Source organism: cyanobacterium endosymbiont of Rhopalodia gibberula, assembly GCF_003574135.1.
Classification (GTDB): domain Bacteria; phylum Cyanobacteriota; class Cyanobacteriia; order Cyanobacteriales; family Microcystaceae; genus Rippkaea.
The window spans coordinates 2,444,784-2,461,038 of record NZ_AP018341.1 but is presented as its reverse complement, the minus strand read 5'-3'; the positions used below and the strand labels follow the sequence as shown (position 1 = coordinate 2,461,038).

Annotated in this window: 13 protein-coding genes; 6 read left to right on the top strand and 7 right to left on the bottom strand. The window is 33.7% G+C overall.

Features of this window, described 5'->3' with window-relative positions; all coding sequences use genetic code 11:
• The first annotated feature begins 243 nt into the window (after positions 1–243).
• The 4 genes from RGRSB_RS07960 (at position 244) to RGRSB_RS11185 (ending at position 3,003) form a co-directional block, all read left to right on the top strand.
• On the top strand, positions 244–714 hold the full coding sequence (locus RGRSB_RS07960; RefSeq protein ID WP_119260586.1) for a CYTH domain-containing protein: 471 nt from the start codon (positions 244–246) through the stop codon (positions 712–714).
• A gap of 61 nt (positions 715–775) precedes the next feature.
• Positions 776–1,720 carry a GTPase Era gene (gene era, locus RGRSB_RS07955; protein ID WP_119260585.1) on the top strand — a complete coding sequence of 315 codons (945 nt, stop codon included), beginning with the start codon at positions 776–778 and terminating at the stop codon, positions 1,718–1,720.
• 1,037 nt (positions 1,721–2,757) lie between these two features.
• On the top strand, positions 2,758–2,868 hold the full coding sequence (locus tag RGRSB_RS10605; protein WP_232014499.1) for a DUF924 domain-containing protein: 111 nt from the start codon (positions 2,758–2,760) through the stop codon (positions 2,866–2,868).
• An 18-nt stretch (positions 2,869–2,886) separates the two neighbouring features.
• On the top strand, positions 2,887–3,003 hold the full coding sequence (locus RGRSB_RS11185; RefSeq protein ID WP_119260584.1) for a DUF924 family protein: 117 nt from the start codon (positions 2,887–2,889) through the stop codon (positions 3,001–3,003).
• 1,180 nt (positions 3,004–4,183) lie between these two features.
• Here the strand turns inward: RGRSB_RS11185 and RGRSB_RS07945 are convergent.
• Positions 4,184–4,855, bottom strand: coding sequence for an ester cyclase (locus RGRSB_RS07945; RefSeq protein WP_119260583.1), 672 nt, complete (start codon positions 4,853–4,855; stop codon positions 4,184–4,186).
• Between the two features lie 1,410 nt (positions 4,856–6,265).
• On the opposite strand from RGRSB_RS07945, the gene RGRSB_RS07940 reads away from it, so the two are divergent.
• Positions 6,266–8,605: an ATP-dependent helicase gene (locus RGRSB_RS07940; protein ID WP_119260582.1), complete on the top strand. Its 2,340-nt coding sequence runs from the start codon at positions 6,266–6,268 to the stop codon at positions 8,603–8,605.
• 114 nt (positions 8,606–8,719) lie between these two features.
• Here the strand turns inward: RGRSB_RS07940 and RGRSB_RS07935 are convergent, their stop codons facing one another.
• From RGRSB_RS07935 to pyrF, 3 genes are all read right to left on the bottom strand, one after another.
• Positions 8,720–9,811 (bottom strand): AI-2E family transporter, encoded by a 1,092-nt coding sequence (locus RGRSB_RS07935; protein ID WP_119260581.1) that lies wholly within the window; start codon positions 9,809–9,811, stop codon positions 8,720–8,722.
• Positions 9,812–11,247: 1,436 nt separating this feature from the next.
• Entirely contained in the window at positions 11,248–11,829 is a 582-nt protein-coding gene (locus tag RGRSB_RS07930) for a hypothetical protein (RefSeq protein ID WP_420822986.1), read from the bottom strand.
• The gene (gene pyrF / locus RGRSB_RS07925) at positions 11,793–12,494 is read right to left on the bottom strand and encodes an orotidine-5'-phosphate decarboxylase (protein WP_119260579.1); all 702 of its coding nucleotides are present in this window, start codon (positions 12,492–12,494) and stop codon (positions 11,793–11,795) included. The genes RGRSB_RS07930 and pyrF overlap by 37 nt, the downstream gene beginning before the upstream one ends.
• 951 nt (positions 12,495–13,445) lie before the next feature.
• On the opposite strand from pyrF, the gene RGRSB_RS07920 reads away from it, so the two are divergent.
• Positions 13,446–14,579, top strand: coding sequence for a glycosyltransferase (locus RGRSB_RS07920; RefSeq protein WP_119260578.1), 1,134 nt, complete (start codon positions 13,446–13,448; stop codon positions 14,577–14,579).
• Positions 14,580–14,680: 101 nt separating this feature from the next.
• Here the strand turns inward: RGRSB_RS07920 and RGRSB_RS07915 are convergent, their stop codons facing one another.
• The 3 genes from RGRSB_RS07915 to RGRSB_RS07905 all read right to left on the bottom strand — a co-directional run bounded on the left by RGRSB_RS07915 (position 14,681) and on the right by RGRSB_RS07905 (position 16,222).
• Positions 14,681–15,154, bottom strand: a complete 474-nt coding sequence (locus tag RGRSB_RS07915) for a DUF4079 domain-containing protein (protein ID WP_119260577.1) — start codon at positions 15,152–15,154, stop codon at positions 14,681–14,683.
• A 127-nt stretch (positions 15,155–15,281) separates the two neighbouring features.
• Positions 15,282–15,491, bottom strand: coding sequence for a glycogen debranching protein (locus tag RGRSB_RS07910; RefSeq protein WP_119260576.1), 210 nt, complete (start codon positions 15,489–15,491; stop codon positions 15,282–15,284).
• Positions 15,492–15,547: 56 nt separating this feature from the next.
• Complete coding sequence (locus RGRSB_RS07905; protein ID WP_119260575.1) at positions 15,548–16,222, bottom strand: response regulator transcription factor; 675 nt, start codon at positions 16,220–16,222, stop codon at positions 15,548–15,550.
• Positions 16,223–16,255: the final 33 nt, after the last annotated feature.

Genomic DNA, 16,255 nt, shown 5'->3' with positions numbered 1-16,255 from the left:
TAGCAAACGATGAAGATATAATCTACTAGTTTGCCCAACTGTTGTTATTATGAGCTGTCTGATTGAAAACCTCTATAAACCCTGATATAGCAATAATCAAAATCATTTATTAAATATGATTTAAATCTTCTCTCCGGCTCACAAACATAAACCTCATCTATATGAGAAACGTAGTATTATTGGAGCCATCATCGTTTGTTAAACACTACTTACTCATTGATATCAGGAGAAAATTTTAATTTTATGGCTATTGAAATTGAGCGCAAATTTTTAGTTAAGGGAGATGCTTGGCGCTCCTGGGGACAAGGAAAAATATATCGACAGGGGTATATTTTAACCCAAAATGAAATGACTACCGTTCGGGTAAGAATTGTGGGGGATTGTGCTTTTTTAACGTTTAAAGGCAAAACTAAAGGGTTTTCTAGAGAAGAATTTGAGTATTCTATTCCTTTAGAAGATGCAGAAATAATGTTAGAAAATCTATGTAATCATCCTTTGATTCAAAAAATAAGATACCGAATACACTTAGGAAATTTAGTTTGGGAAGTTGATGAATTTCAAGGAGAAAATGAAGGATTAGTTTTAGCGGAGGTAGAATTAAGTTCTGAGGACCAATCTTTTGAGTTGCCAGCTTGGATTGGTGAAGAGGTAACCCAAGATTTAAGATTTTATAATGTTAATTTAGCTAAATATCCTTATCTAATTTGGAAATAAATTTTAATAATAAATTGTTAGTTATAATGCTATCAGCTGTTTACCGTTTTTTATCTCTCAAATGAGTCATGAATCCGAGCTGATTTCTCTATCAACTGTCCCAACTGCACCAGCAGGATTTAAGTCTGGTTTTGTCGGGATTATTGGTCGTCCAAACGTGGGAAAATCAACCCTAATGAATCAATTAGTAGGGCAAAAAATTGCCATTACTTCTCCTATATCCCAAACTACCCGTAACCGCTTAAGAGGAATTCTAACCACTGAAGAAGCACAAATTATTTTAATTGATACTCCAGGAATTCATAAACCTCACCATCAACTCGGAAAAATTCTAGTACGAAATGCTAAATCTGCAATTAACTCTGTTGATATTGTTCTCTTTATTGTTGACAGTTCTGTTCCAGCAGGAGGAGGTGATCACTATGTTTCTGAACTATTAGGAACCTCCACCAATCCAGTTATTTTAGGACTCAATAAAACGGATCAACAACCCTCAGATTACTATTCTTTAGATAAAAGTTATTCAATTCTAGCTCGACCCTATAACTGGCCAGTTATTAAGTTTTCAGCGTTAACTGGAGAAGGATTAGATCTGTTACAAAAGGCATTGATAAATAACCTTGCTCCTGGTCCTTATTATTACCCGCCAAATCTAGTTACTGATCAACCTGAACACTTCATTATGGGGGAACTGATTCGAGAACAAATCTTAAAGCAAACTAGCCAAGAAATTCCTCATTCTGTTGCAATTTTTATTGAAAAAGTTGAAGAAACTTCTAATCTAACTTGTGTTTTCGCTGCAATTAATGTGGAAAGGGACTCTCAAAAAGGGATTATTATTGGCAAAAAGGGGAATATGCTTAAAGCTATAGGAAGTGCTGCAAGAGAACAAATACAGAAACTAATCATGGGAGAAGTTTATTTAAAACTTTTTGTAAAAGTAAAACCAAAATGGCGACAATCAAGTTTATATTTGTCAGAATTTGGTTATCACATTGAATCTTAAATCTTGTTTTTTTTAAAAAATTAAAAGTGGTTGACGATTATATATTTATCCCGACAGTTTTTTTCTTAGCTGGTTTGAGTATGGTCGTAGAAATTATATATATTTCTGCTAAAAGTTAATGTGCTCGTGTTGCTAGTGAACAAAATCTTATCAGTATATAGAGAGTTTGGAAATTCGGTTAAGATTGACCTAACAGTATTTTAGAGTTTCCTCAAGGGTTACAATATCGAATTAGTTCCCAGGGAAGAATACCCATGAGTAATCTAACCTCTGTTTCTACTAGTTTTAACTGTCTTTATAAATAAGAATTTAGCCCTTATAAGAGTTTCAGGAGTTATTAGCTACTAATTTATCAGATTTAGTCCAGAGTAACCGTTGTTCTTATCGTTTTCGCTTCAATAAACCAGGAAATTTAGAAGTTGGTGATACTCTCGACGTATAAGTTATTGGATAGATATAAACAACTTAATAATAGCATTAATTTCTATTGAAATAAACCTAAATCAGTTAAGTCGATTAAACTTTAAAAAATAAATAACGAACAAGATACTCATATATTATGAAGCTATTATAAAGCACAAAATAAAGAGATAGCTATCTTAAAAAGAGAAAAATATATTTTTCTTAGCAAGAGGGAATCTTACTTGAATTTCACTTAAATTTCACCGGTGAAGGATAAGCAATAAAAGGTCAAGGTTTTCGCTCTAATGTTGTAGAAGAGACAATTAGTCTATTTGTAGAATATCTAGGGAAAGAGATATCATAATGTCCAAATAAGATGATTCTATTTTATCTCCCTTTAATGATTTATATTGTTTATGAGGACAGAACAGAAGAGTAATTTCTGAGGGGTATTGCCCCTGAGGTAAAATATTATCGTTTAGTCTTTAATCGATTAAATAATAGTGAGTTTGTCGGGTGTGTGTTTTTTCCGATGGCACAAATATGTTTGTCAATATTTATTTCCCTATTTTACTTCCTCTATTTAGAAAAATTGTGATAAAAAAGTTTAGGAAATTAACAGTAAATTGTTACTAATGAATAACAACTATAAAGATATTTTATATTTTTGGTTCGACCAACCGACTTCCATTGATTATGGGAATCCCCAAAAATTGTGGTTTGTTAGAGATATTAAGGTTAACTAAGCTGTGTGATTTCAGTTTTTGTCTACCTATACATTAGCTTCTTCTCATCAATTAGATAATTGGAATAAATCTCCATTTAGTTGTCTAGTTTTAATCATTTTACTAGATCAATTTCTTCGTAATATCTTTAGTTAATACCCCCAGTTATTTGTAGCAGACACTCAACTTTTAGAATTAGTCAGATATACTATCTGTCAAAAATTTAATCATCAATTATTTTCTGTACAAAGGTGGTTTATTTATCTCTATTTTTAATATAGTAAAAATTTGCTCTATAGAAAAATTAGACTTTCTACAATAACCTAGATCTTCTTTTTTGGTTACATCCAATTTCCTGAAGTATAGTTACACATTAAAGTTCGCATTTGTCTTTCAAGTTAATAACAACGGTTTTCTTTTAATTTTTAAAAATTACACTTTAATTGTCCTTTAATGTTACTTTTAATTTAAACATTAATCTGCTTTTTTCTAAGGCTAAATCTATAGATTAACTGAGTTTAGGAGTCAAGATTTGAGTTTATAGTTTATATCGCGCCAACATTTCTTGGAACTCTTCTATCGTTCTTCCTATTCTAAATATCACCGTTAACACCCCTTCGTATTGCACACTTCCTGCAGCTACTGCTGAAAGAATAACTCTGGGTTTTTAGCCACTGACAGAGTTCTAATATCTTTTTTTGTTATTGAAGAACGGGTAATAAATGAAGAATACTAGTTCCCAAGGAGAAATTGCCCTATCAATAGGGATTTAATGTTTCAAAATGGGACTATAATGACCATGAGGTTCGTAATAAAAACGATTTTGATTAACTGAATCTGCAAACTATATAGCAATTTTCCGTTAATTGAGGACTAGTGAAAGAACCAGAAACCGCTTTTACTTTAAAAATGTCGTCGGAGGTGTGAGTTTTTTCACAGCAAAGAGATGTTACCTGAGTGTAATTTAGACTTTTGACCACTTTAACTGCATTAGGAAATCTTACTACCCGAATGTTAAAATCTGATGCCTTAAGGATCTAAGTCCTTAAAAGTGGAGAGACGAACATGCCCTTCTAATCTCTGGGAAAGTAAAATGAGAGCAATTGGTTCCTCGATAGGATCGAATATGGGTTCTATTTCTTTAAATAACTAATCCAGTCCACTAGACATAAGAAAATCTTAACAAAGAGCCGAAAAAAAATTATTTTCCAGTAATTTATTCTAATCAGAAACTACTGGAAAAACAGGTAAGTTGAATAAGGTTTTAGATTAAGCTTTACATATCCCTCCTCAAGGTAAATATTTATCATTTGACTTGACTGACGACAGATTCCCATCACTTTTCCTTGCCATGATTAAAAGGACAACCAGAGGTTAATTTCTGGAGAAAAGTACTATTATCAAAATAATGCTCAACTTCTATGATTTTTAAGTCATCTGTGACCCTAGCAATACTTAAACCTACAATTTCGATAGTTTGTCCTGTGGGTTGATGATCTTTATATGGACCATTAAATGTTCCCCAATGCCGCCACTTAAAAGTAATACTAGGTGGTCCCGATAACACTTCGGTTAATTCCCAAAGAAAGCCATTAGGAAAAGCCTTATGAAATAGTTCAAAGGAAGATTCGAAAGTTTCTTCTGTGGTATTATACTTTTCGTTATCACTAATAAATAAATTGTAAGTTCCTTGATCAGACACATTTTGGGCTGTATAAAACTGTCCGCCATTGCTGCTCATCCGAAATTTATCTGTTACGATTGATAGCCATTGTTCAGGATTAGTCTTATGGGAGGCTTCCATTTCAAAAGTCCTCACCAAATTTTCAACGATTGCTTCTAATGACCCTTCAGGATGATTAAATTGGCTTTCTACTTCAAGAAATTGATCAGTGTAGGAATAATCTGGACGTTCGCCCTCGCGCCATTGCACCCCTTCATCATTAGCAATCACTCTGTCGCGGCTTTGTACCCAAAGTGGTAATTTAGCTGGATCATCGTAATTCATTCAACTTCTCCTATCGTATGACTTTAAGCTAAAACTCTCCTCTAAGAGTCTATTGGAAAGGCTCTATGGTAACTATTAATTTTAGATTAAGATCTTGATGTGAAAAAATATTAATTTTTTTAATTCTTAGATTATGCATTACAATGCTAAGTTTTTTAGTTCCAACAATTAATCTGATGGGTTACTTAACGAATTACAATTGATTTCTCCTCAAAATTAAAGTTGTAACTAACCTACCTTACGAAATATATTTTTTTATCACTATTAAGAACGGGAGATCTGTAAAATCGATACGTATACACATATAGCTTTTGATAAATGTATTAGTTTTAAATTTATAGAATCTTATGGTTTTCTAGTAATGATTCTTCATGGAAAATCACTACTAACAATTACGAATCGTTATAGATATATAATAAAAATTATACATTTGAGTATTTATTTCTATCAGTTATGGTCAGTCTTGATTTCCCTACTAGTAGCTTTTTTTTCTATTCTATATTATGCTTAATAAATAGAGAATTTTGAGGTTAATAGTAAAATTTAGTATTTTTTGCTCTTCCAATTCTGTTGGCTATATTTTTAGGCAGTCTGGTACCTAGCGCTCGTTTTTTTTTTAAAATTTTTTTACTTTTTTAAGCCCATCTACTAAAATACCACTCAGATACTCAAGTGAAGTTTTGAACCCTCTGATCATAACAATTAATTAATCTCACAAGCTAAGAACAATACTTAGCTTGTTTTCTGTTTAAGCCAACTAAAACTAACTTAGGAATCTAAGATAATGCAATTGCCTCCATTCTCTGCGCCTGGAAATTGGCACTGAGAAGGAACCAGAGACATATAAGTACATCAGGGTCAGAAGATAAGTTATTTTCTGTCTGTTTCTGGGTTACAAAATAACGGTTACTGTCAAGGCAATACCTGTCCAGAACAATGTTTTACTTCGAGCAGGACACAAGCCAAAAAGTTTCATTGTTTAAGTCTCCTATTGTTTAACCCACTTAGAACATTCTCATTCTTTGGTAATAACAGTTACTTCATATTAATTCTATTTGAGATAAAATGTACTGTATCTGAAATTATGTTTAAGAAATTACGGAATATTTATTATTTAACGAAGCTTATCTTCCCGAAACTAGTTTTATTTACAAAAATAATCTTGGTGTCATGACAGAATAACAGAGAGGTAAATACAAAATTAAAAATTTTAATTTTTTCTCCATTTAAACTCAGAAAAACTTAGCTAAAATGGCTATATATTCAATTTAATAAAATTAACTTAACAAAGAAAATATGACTTTATAGATTTTAAATATAATCTATAAAAATGGATATTTTTAATTTTTTAAAACCATACAAAACAAATCATAGATAATGGCTAACAAGTAAATCGTTCATAACTTTAACATGACTATTTTATTAGACTTAGACCTTTCGGAAGAATTACAACAACTTCGCAATAGTTTACGCCCTGGACAAAAACAGTTAGCAGATTGGGAAAGAGGAGAAATGGCAATATCTGCAGTTCCTGGTGCAGGTAAATCTTATAGTTTGGCAGTTGCGGCGACTATCATTATCGGACGCTATCAATTACATTCTAAAAAACAACTGATTATCGTAACTTATACCCGTTCTGCGGCAGCTGGCATTAAAGCTAAGATTAAAAAATGTTTGAAGAAATTACGATTATCTCAAACAGGTTTTACGGTACAAACTTTACATGGTTTAGCATTCAATATTGCTAGTCGCAATCCTCAGTTATCTCAGCTTAACTTAGACACTACTACTATTGTTATTCCTACCCCTAGTCATCATATTATTCGTACTTCCGTAGAAGAGTGGATTAGTGCTAACCCTTACCAATATAAAGTTTTATTACAAGGATTCCAATTTGATGGAGAAGAGACGGAAAAACTACGTCGTCAATCGGTATTACGTACTGAAGTTTTACCTAAACTAGCTCATATTATTATCCGTGAAGCTAAAAGTTCAGGACTTTCTCCCCAAGAGGTAGCACTATTCAGTGAATATTCGGCAGATCATTATAATATTTTAGGAATAGGAGCGGGATTATATAAACAGTATGAAAAAGTAATGCGGTCACTCAATTTTATTGATTATGATGACATAACTTTAGCATCTTTACGTGTTTTAGAAAATACAAATATTCGTAATCGTTGGCAACAAGAAACTTTTGCTGTTTTTGAAGATGAAGCTCAAGATTCTAGCCCCCTTCAAGAAAAATTAATTAACTTATTAGCTCAAGATCCCAAACATTTTGATAATCAATCCAATTTAATTCGAGTGGGTGATCCTAATCAAGCGATTAATTCTACTTTTACTCCTGCTGATCCTGTTTATTTTAATTGGTTTTGTAAACGCTGTGAAAATCAAAATAATTTAGCCATTATGAATCAAGCTGGACGTAGTAGTAAAGTTATTATTGATGCAGCTAATTTCACTTTAAGTTGGGTTAATAGTCAATGGATAAATAAAATAAAAGATGGTAAGGAAATTGAGTCAAATAAAACCTCTTTAGATTTAACCAAAGAACATATCCCTTTTCGTCAACAGTATATTTATCCAGTAAAAGAAAATGATCTTCAGCTTAACCCTAAATCTGTAGGAAAAGGGTTGGAAATTTATACCCCAAAAGATATATATGCAACCGTCGAATTAATAGAAAAAAGAGTTATAAAACTTTTTAAAAACAACCATAAGTATAATTCAGCTATTTTAGTTAGAGAAAACCGTCAAAGTCGATTTTTAGCAGAAAATCTAGCTCATTTAAGCAAAGATCACGGAATTAAGATATATGAAGTAGTAGAAGTAGAACGATTTTCTAAAATCCCTGAAGAAATACTTAAAATATTACAATTTATTGATCGTCCTCATTCTGCGGAATATTTAAAATCAGCCTTAGAAATTTTAGAAAAACGAGATTTAATTACGACCCAAGATCTTAATGTATTGGTTACCTATCCAGAAAATTTTCTCTATCCTAATCCCTTAATTAAGAAACAAAAACAAGAAGTATTGCAGGCCCGTCACTACTGTTGTAATCTTTTACGGGCTAAATTAGAATTACCATCCCATCAACTGATTCCATTTTTAGGAATGACTCTTAAATATACAGGATCAGAATTAGCTACAGTTCAAAAACTTTCTGATCGTATTAATCGACAAATTATAGAAAATAATTCTTTAAAAGAAACTATCAAAACTCTTCAAGAAATTGTTAGTGTTGAAGGATTTGAAGGAGTAGAAGAAGACAATGAGGATCGTTATACCAAAGCTAATCAATTGACAATTATTACTATGCACAAAGCCAAAGGATTAGATTGGGATTATGTCTTTATTCCTTTCCTACATGAAGATGTTTTACCTGGTAATTCTCGGGTTCCTACTGCGGCTAAATTTCTAGGAGATTTTACTTTTGCAGAAGTCGCCCGCACTCAAATTCGAGCAGCAGTCCACGGACAACATATCGCCCAAGGATCAGTATGCGAAATACCTGAACCTAAGAAAGCTTGGGAAGAAGCGGCACAACTGAAGAAAGCCGAAGAATACCGTTTACTTTATGTAGCAATGACAAGGGCAAAACGCTTATTATGGATGTCTGCTGCTCATCTGGGTCCCTTTCGCTGGAATGTTTTTCAAGGGAATAAAACAATCAATTTACAATCCAAAGTTCCCTGCCCCATTATACCAATTTTAAAAGAACAATTTCCTGAATCAGTTATGTAATATAGTTACCCCGTTTAAATTCCTTAAATCCGTCAACCATTATAATAATCAAATTGTCTATAGCACTAAATAAATACGTTAAGATATTTTTTGAGAAGCAGAAATTATAAGGATTTATTTAGGTTCTGAGATAGCAATCGCTCGTCCTTGAGATTGCAATTTAGGAGTTAAATAAAGATTGTGCAGTAAAACTCCTGCACCAGCTACCCAAGGAGGAACAATCAATGCCCCCAAAATTCCCAAGATTTGAACTCCACTCAACACCGCCAATAATTGGTATAGAGGAGAAACATTGACCGAAGATCCCACTAACAGAGGATCAAGCACATAGGTTTCTACATTCTGAACAAATAAAAATAGTAACAGAACCCAAAGAAAAACCCACCCTCCTTGGGCGATTGCTACAATCAAGGCGGGGATTGAACCTAAAACTGGACCGAAAAAAGGTATTAAATTAGTGATTCCAGCAATAGTTCCTAAACCTAAAGCAAACTCGGAAATACCTAAGAATCTTAGCGCTAAACTAATAGCTGACCCCAAAATGAATGAGACTAAAAGCCTCCCTTGAATATAACCTCCCATCCGTTGACTAATGGGAACTACCTGAGCTTCTAAACGTTCATCCCAAGGGTGAGGAAATAAATTGACAATGCCCCTAATTAATTTTTTTGATCCTGATAACATATAACCAGAGAGCAAAACGGCTAAAATTACGTTGAAAACTCCTCCCAGAATGCCCCGCGTCACACCACCGACACCGATGAGAAATTTTTGACTGTAGCTCAATGTCCAAGACACCAGAGACTGAAGATCTAACAGTTGGTTAATGAAATCGAGAACTTCAGGTTGAGTAAAACCCCGTCTAGTAGCCCAGTTTTGGAATTCCGTCTCTAAAATATCTAAATATCCAGGTAATTTCTGTAACAATCGTTGAATTTGGGCAATAATTGTTGGACCTAGGATTAAACTAATTCCAGTCATCAAGGTTAATAAACCTAAATAGACAAGAATCACAGCTAGCCAGGAAGGAATCCCTCGTTTTTCTACACTTTTTACCAAAGGAGCTAGAGTCGAAGCAATAACCACCGCAATCATCAAAATTACCAAAAGATTTCGCAATTGCCATAATATGATCAGCAGAACACCAGATCCCACTAGGAGTAGTAAGCTAGATGGAGAAATAGAAATTAGTCGCTTAGGTATCATAGTTTTATTAAACTTAAATTGGCTTATAAGGAGCTAGTTAGGTATTCCAAGCTACGACTATGGGTCATCCAACCATAATTATCTTATTGTTTTTGTAACCAGTGATGGTTTTCCATCGTTGCCTCTTGAATTTTTTACATAAACGGACGGCAAATTTGTTAATATTTAGTCTATTATCTAGAGATAAATATTTAACCATCTAGCCCCTTTGCATGAACTACATCAGCAATTAAAGGAGTAATAACAGGAGTCTCTTCTAACCATTGATGTGCTTCTTAGTCCATAATGAGGAAGCATTCCATAGGCTGTATATCTTACTAAAACAATTCTTCTCCTACCCAAAATTGAGTGATTATAATTTACAATATTAGCTGGGTAAACATAATTAAAGACACTTTAGCAGGTTTTCAAGATTAGATAAACTGAATAATTGTTTAATAACTAATAGAAAAGCTATTTTTTCTAATTTTTGTATCTTTAATGTTATCAGATTATTTTATAATTTATGGTGCAAAGAGTCTAAGGTTAAAAACATATAAAAAAATAACCAATAGATATGTATGGTTGGTTTTAAAAAAAGTTGAAACAATCTCGTGTGAATCATTTAATGTAATATTTTTGTTAATTTTATCATTAGTTACTGTTGCTATTGAGTATTGTTGAATGTTGAAAATATTTAGTTTTCAATTTTTCTGTAATAGACATAGAAATGTTGTTAAGGGAACAGCAACGAATACCTTTTCAACTAGAATATTAAAATTTTGTACATTAATCCAATTTTTTATTCTCATAAACAACCTGAAAAACTGTTGAATTAATTCCATCCGCTGCTGCCATTGACTTTGCTTTAAACTTTTTATTTTCTAGACCATTAAAATTTTTAAGTTCTTTTCTGTTCTAACTTTCCATAAGTAGTTTCTAATCATATCTGAAACACAACTAACCTTGATATAATTGAACTATTTTTCTAGATTTACACAACGACTGTTTGTCTTAATCAATTTTGGCAATAAGAAATTTATTGAGGTTGTTTGCAACTGATGCAAAGGAATAGAAAAGAGACCTTCCTCATACTAATTTACATAAGTTTCAAAGTACAAAGAAATCTTGCCAAAAATTTCTCCTTGAAGGTTTTTCAAACACCAGTATCTTTTTTAGATTGAGATTTTCTACTTAATAGAATTCACTAATTTTATCGATGACTAATTTTGTAAACTAGTATCTGCTACTAATCTCACTGGGCCATATCCAAATAATTAAAACATCGTAAACTTTTTCCAATTAAGCATTAGACTTTAAAGTCATATTGATTACTCCCAATTATTTTATACGGTGAAACAATTTTTTTCAACAGACGGATTTTTTCATGAGATAAAAAAGCTTATTTTAAACTTGAATATTTCTATCTTTCTCCTTATTTTAATTGTCACTTCTCATTAATCATCAATTTTTACAGCTCCTGCACGGCAATCTCGTAACCATAAACGAATACCTTGCCCAATTGGACCATGACTGGCGTCTTCAGGAGGTAAGGGAGGACCTCCATCATTAAGAGACGCTAATTGGGAGAATAACATTACTGCTCGCCATCCTTTTTCGGTTTGAGTTAGAAATAGCCAATAATAATTTTCTAGATTAACCAGATTTTTGTCCCCATATTGACGTTCCAAGGTGGTAAAAAAGACTTGTTGAGCTGTATCTTCAAAAACAGGTTGATATTGCAGCTTAGTCAAGGGTAACGGTTCAAATTCTGGCCTCCCTGCCACCAAAATATATAGGGATGGAGGAAAAGGGCGATCACGTAATCTTTCTCGTTGAATCACCCTGTTAGCGTAACTAGGTAAATCCTTCAACATTAACTCAGTCAACTTTTGAAGATCGGATGGGCAAGAGGTTGACTGAGGATTGTTCTGAGAATGAACCCCTGATAGTTGGCTTAAGCACCCTACTGTTATTAACAATCCTATCAATGTTCGTCTCATCATACCATTTCTAATTCTTCGCAAATTTTTTCCCATGCTGCTATTGGATCATTTGCCATTGTAATAGGACGGCCAATAACTAAATAATCTGCCCCTGCTTTCATTGCCTCCGAAGGAGTCATTACCCGTCGCTGGTCTCCATTATCAAACCAACTTGGTCGTATTCCTGGACAAACCAGTAAGAAATCATCCCCACATATCTGTCGTAGTTGACTCACTTCTCTAGGAGAACAAACTGCTCCATTAGCACCAAATTTTTGGGCAAAAATAGCCATCTTTAGAATATATTCTGGTAAATTAAGGGAAACTTTAAGGTCAAAAGCTAACTCTCGTGAATTTAAACTGGTCAGCAAAGTTATGGCTAATAATTGGGGACGATATGCAGTATTATTAATAGCCTTTGTAGCCGCTTGTAGGGCGGTTTGTCCGGCTGTGGCATGAATGGTGAGAAAATCTACCCCATATTCACTGGCACTACGACAAGCCCCCGCTACAGTGTTAGGAATATCGTGAAATTTGAGATCTAGAAAAATACGTTTTTTTCGTTCTTTAAGAATAGTTAGAATATTTGGTCCAGTAGCTGCAAACAATTCTAATCCTACCTTCCAGAAACTGACTTGAGGTAACTTATCTAAAAGCGTGATCGCCTCAGTTAAATTGGGAACATCTAGGGGAACAATAACCTGATTAGCTGGTGACATTATGTTTAGATTACATCAATGTAATTAATATATTGAATCTGAAAAGTTGCGAATTGTCGTTTATTATTCTCTTTCTCTCCTTATAATCTAACCTAGATAAGTGTTTATAAATAAACGCGAAAAAGCTAATTATTTTGTATTTCTATACCTTAAACACTTAGAGTTAAATTAATATTGCTTTAATCTATATTTTGTATGGTAACTTTTTTTAGGTAATTTAACTACCTTAACTATTTTTTTTAAAACATCCTTACGTCAATTTCCTTAATTTTTTCATCGATTTCTTTGTCTTTTGTTTGGTGCCACTCCTCTTTTATTACATTTAGTCCTAGATTATGAGTTGTCAAAAAACATAGACACAGCATTTTCTTCTCATTACTGCCTGTATTCACTGAGTCATTATCAAAAATAATTATCTTATCTATTCTTTTCTATTCACATAATTTTTTAGCTTTATCTACCTCTTTATTTTAAACTTTTACAAAATTTTCTTTATTTTAGATTCTTATTGTTATTCCATAATAAAAAAAATTTTTATATTGTTTGTATTTTTCTATTATTATATTTACTTTTTTTTTGTAATTCTGTGGAATTAATTTATTTTATTTCATCTTTTGAAAAATACAGTTTTTTTTGAAATCTATCTAGGAATCGTTATTACAACTCTATTTCTAGAAGATGGTATTTCTATCTAATCTGCAATTTTTTTATCTTTCTTTCTTCTTGGATTTAAACACAATATTTCTACTCTTGTCATGGAGAAAATTTTTAGATTGCTAGTAAACTTTGATAGTAATTGCTCTTCTAATTGCACTATCCGAATTTTTATGCACATTGGCATCTAAAATGATCGTTTGATCGCTTTTTTCTATTTTACACTTAATTTAAGCTCACTTACTTGGAGGTACCGCGATCACCTATATTACTACTTGTCCCCGAATAGTGAATCTTATGCGAGTTGCCTTATTCACAGAGACATTTTTACCTAAAATTGACGGAATTGTCACCCGTCTGCGTCATACCGTTGAACATTTGCAGCGTAACGGCGATCAAGTATTAGTCTTCTGTCCTGATGGAGGTGTCACTGAACACAAAGGAGCCAAAGTTCATGGAGTCAAAGGAATGTCTCTTCCTCTGTACCCAGAATTAAAATTAGCCATCCCTACCCCCACTGTCGGTAAAGCAATAGAACGATTTAAACCCGATTTAGTTCATGTTGTAAATCCTGCTGTTTTAGGATTAGGGGGAATTTATTATGCTAAAACAATGAATATTCCGCTTGTTGCCTCTTATCACACCCATTTACCCCAATATCTACAACATTACGGATTAGGATCATTAGAAGGGTTACTCTGGGAATTATTAAAATTAGGACATAATCAGGCACAATTAAACCTCTGTACCTCAACCGCGATGGTGAATGAATTAGTCACCCATGGTATTGAGCGAGTTGACTTGTGGCAACGGGGGGTAGATACAGAAATGTTTCAACCCCATTTAGGCTCTCAACAGATGCGATCACGGTTATCAGAGGGACACCCTGAATATCCTTTATTGTTGTATGTCGGGCGAGTTTCCCCAGAAAAACAAATTGAGAACATTAAACCTGTTCTGGAAGCTATTCCTGACGCTCGTTTAGCTGTTGTAGGGGATGGACCTCATCGAGAGGCGTTGAAAGCTCATTTTGCAGGGACTCAGACAAATTTTGTAGGTTATCTCCAGGGGTTAGAATTAGCTGCCGCGTTTGCTTCATCAGATGCCTTTATTTTTCCTTCAAGGACGGAAACCCTAGGGTTAGTCTTATTAGAAGCCATGGCTGCAGGATGTCCTGTAGTAGCTGCTAATTCTGGGGGAATACCCGATATTATTACTGATGGAGTTAACGGATATTTATTTGAGCCGGCTGATGCTGATGGAGCTATTTTCGCAACTCAACGCTTGTTAGCAGCAAAAGAAGAACGAGAAAAATTACGAAAAAATGCTCGTCTTGAGGCAGAACGTTGGGGTTGGGGAGCAGCTACTCGCCAGTTACGCGACTATTATCAAAAGATTCTTCATAAAGAGTCTTTATCAACTGCAGCTTAGATAAACTCTAAGTAAATGAAGAAGTTTGAGCAAGAGACGTTTGAGCAAACGTCTCTACAAAGGTTATTCAACACAAAAAAGATTAAAATTACAAAAACTAATTAGGACATTCTATCAAGAATTTTTATCAAAATATTCATGCCACTGATTGCTTGCCAACCAAACAGACTAACAATTAAAATATTAAAGGTTATATGGGTATAACGGGCTAATTCATTACCTTTCTGCATGAGAGGGGAAAGGGAAGCAGAAACAGCGATCATTGTGGTTATACTCAACCCAACTAATAAATGGGGACCGACAAATAATTTCCCATTATTAATATATGTAATGGCCATTCCGCCCATGTTACCTATTACCATTAAGGCCAATAGTAATGATCCTAGTTGATAGTGTCGAGTCTTAAAGTCTTTTAGTAGTAATTCTTTTTTAAGATCTTTATCTGCTGTCCGAGTTCGTCGCCATTGAATGCCTAAATATGAAGCATAAACGGTCAATCCGAATAATAACCACATTAGAATAGGATGTCCAAACTGCGACCAGACTTTAATATGTTCTGGAATATCTACTGTCATGGATCGTTCTTCTGCCTAAAATAAATACTTTATACAATTTAACTCACTACCTAATTTATCACAATCTGCACGGAAAGTTGGTACAACTAATGGCAATGTTTTCAGTCTAAATTAAACGCTTAGTTTATTAAACACTTAGCTTGAGAGCATTAACCGGGACTTCGTCCCAAGAGTCTACGATTCTGAGGATGGCGATCCAACCTTCTTGTTTTTGTTGCTCACTTAAGTTCTTAAGCCAAGTTTGGTGACATTCCTCTGCTGTTGCTTCATCACAACAAGCAATACAAGAATAAACAATCCCACAGGGATCGATTTGTTCATTAACCCAAATTGTCATATTCAAGAATTATCCCAATGTTTATTGATATCTATAATCAATTAGTTTATTACCCTTCAAGAATCAATTAAGTGATGATCGAGGGCGAACCGCACCAATTCAGCGCGGTTATTGGTTTCGGTTTTTCGAAGTAAGCTGCTAACATATTTTTCTACTGTTCGGGGACTTAAATGTAGTTTCTGTCCAATGTCTCCATTAGATAACCCAGTTGTCAGTAAGTTAAGGACTTGAATTTCCCGTGGAGTAAAGTGGAGATGATTGGGAAGAGACTTATTTTTCTCCTCTGTTTCTTGAGAATAATCGTTTTTGGGTTTTCCAAAAGACTTCTGTTTCGAGAAACCCAATTCAGATTGGATCATTTGAGTTCGTTCTAAAAGATTGCGGACTACCGCCCTGAGTTCTTCCATTTCAAAGGGTTTAGGAAGATAAACATCACACCCCACCTCATATCCTTGAATTCGTTCTACTGTACTATCTCGTTCAGTCAGAAAAATCACTGGTAAAAGACGGAACTCTGGTAACTGCCGTAGATGGCGAACCAAAGTATAGCCATCCTTTTGCGGCATTTTAATATCAGATATGAACAAATGAGGACGATAGGCCCCCAAAAGAGACAAGGCCTCTTGTCCATTTCGGGCAGTTATAACAGAATAACTGTAAAGTTCTAAATAATCTTTTACAGCCAATCGAACTCCTGGATCATCATCAGCTATTAAGATTAATAATGGCATAGATACAAAGCAGTTTAATCTTTACTCTTACTA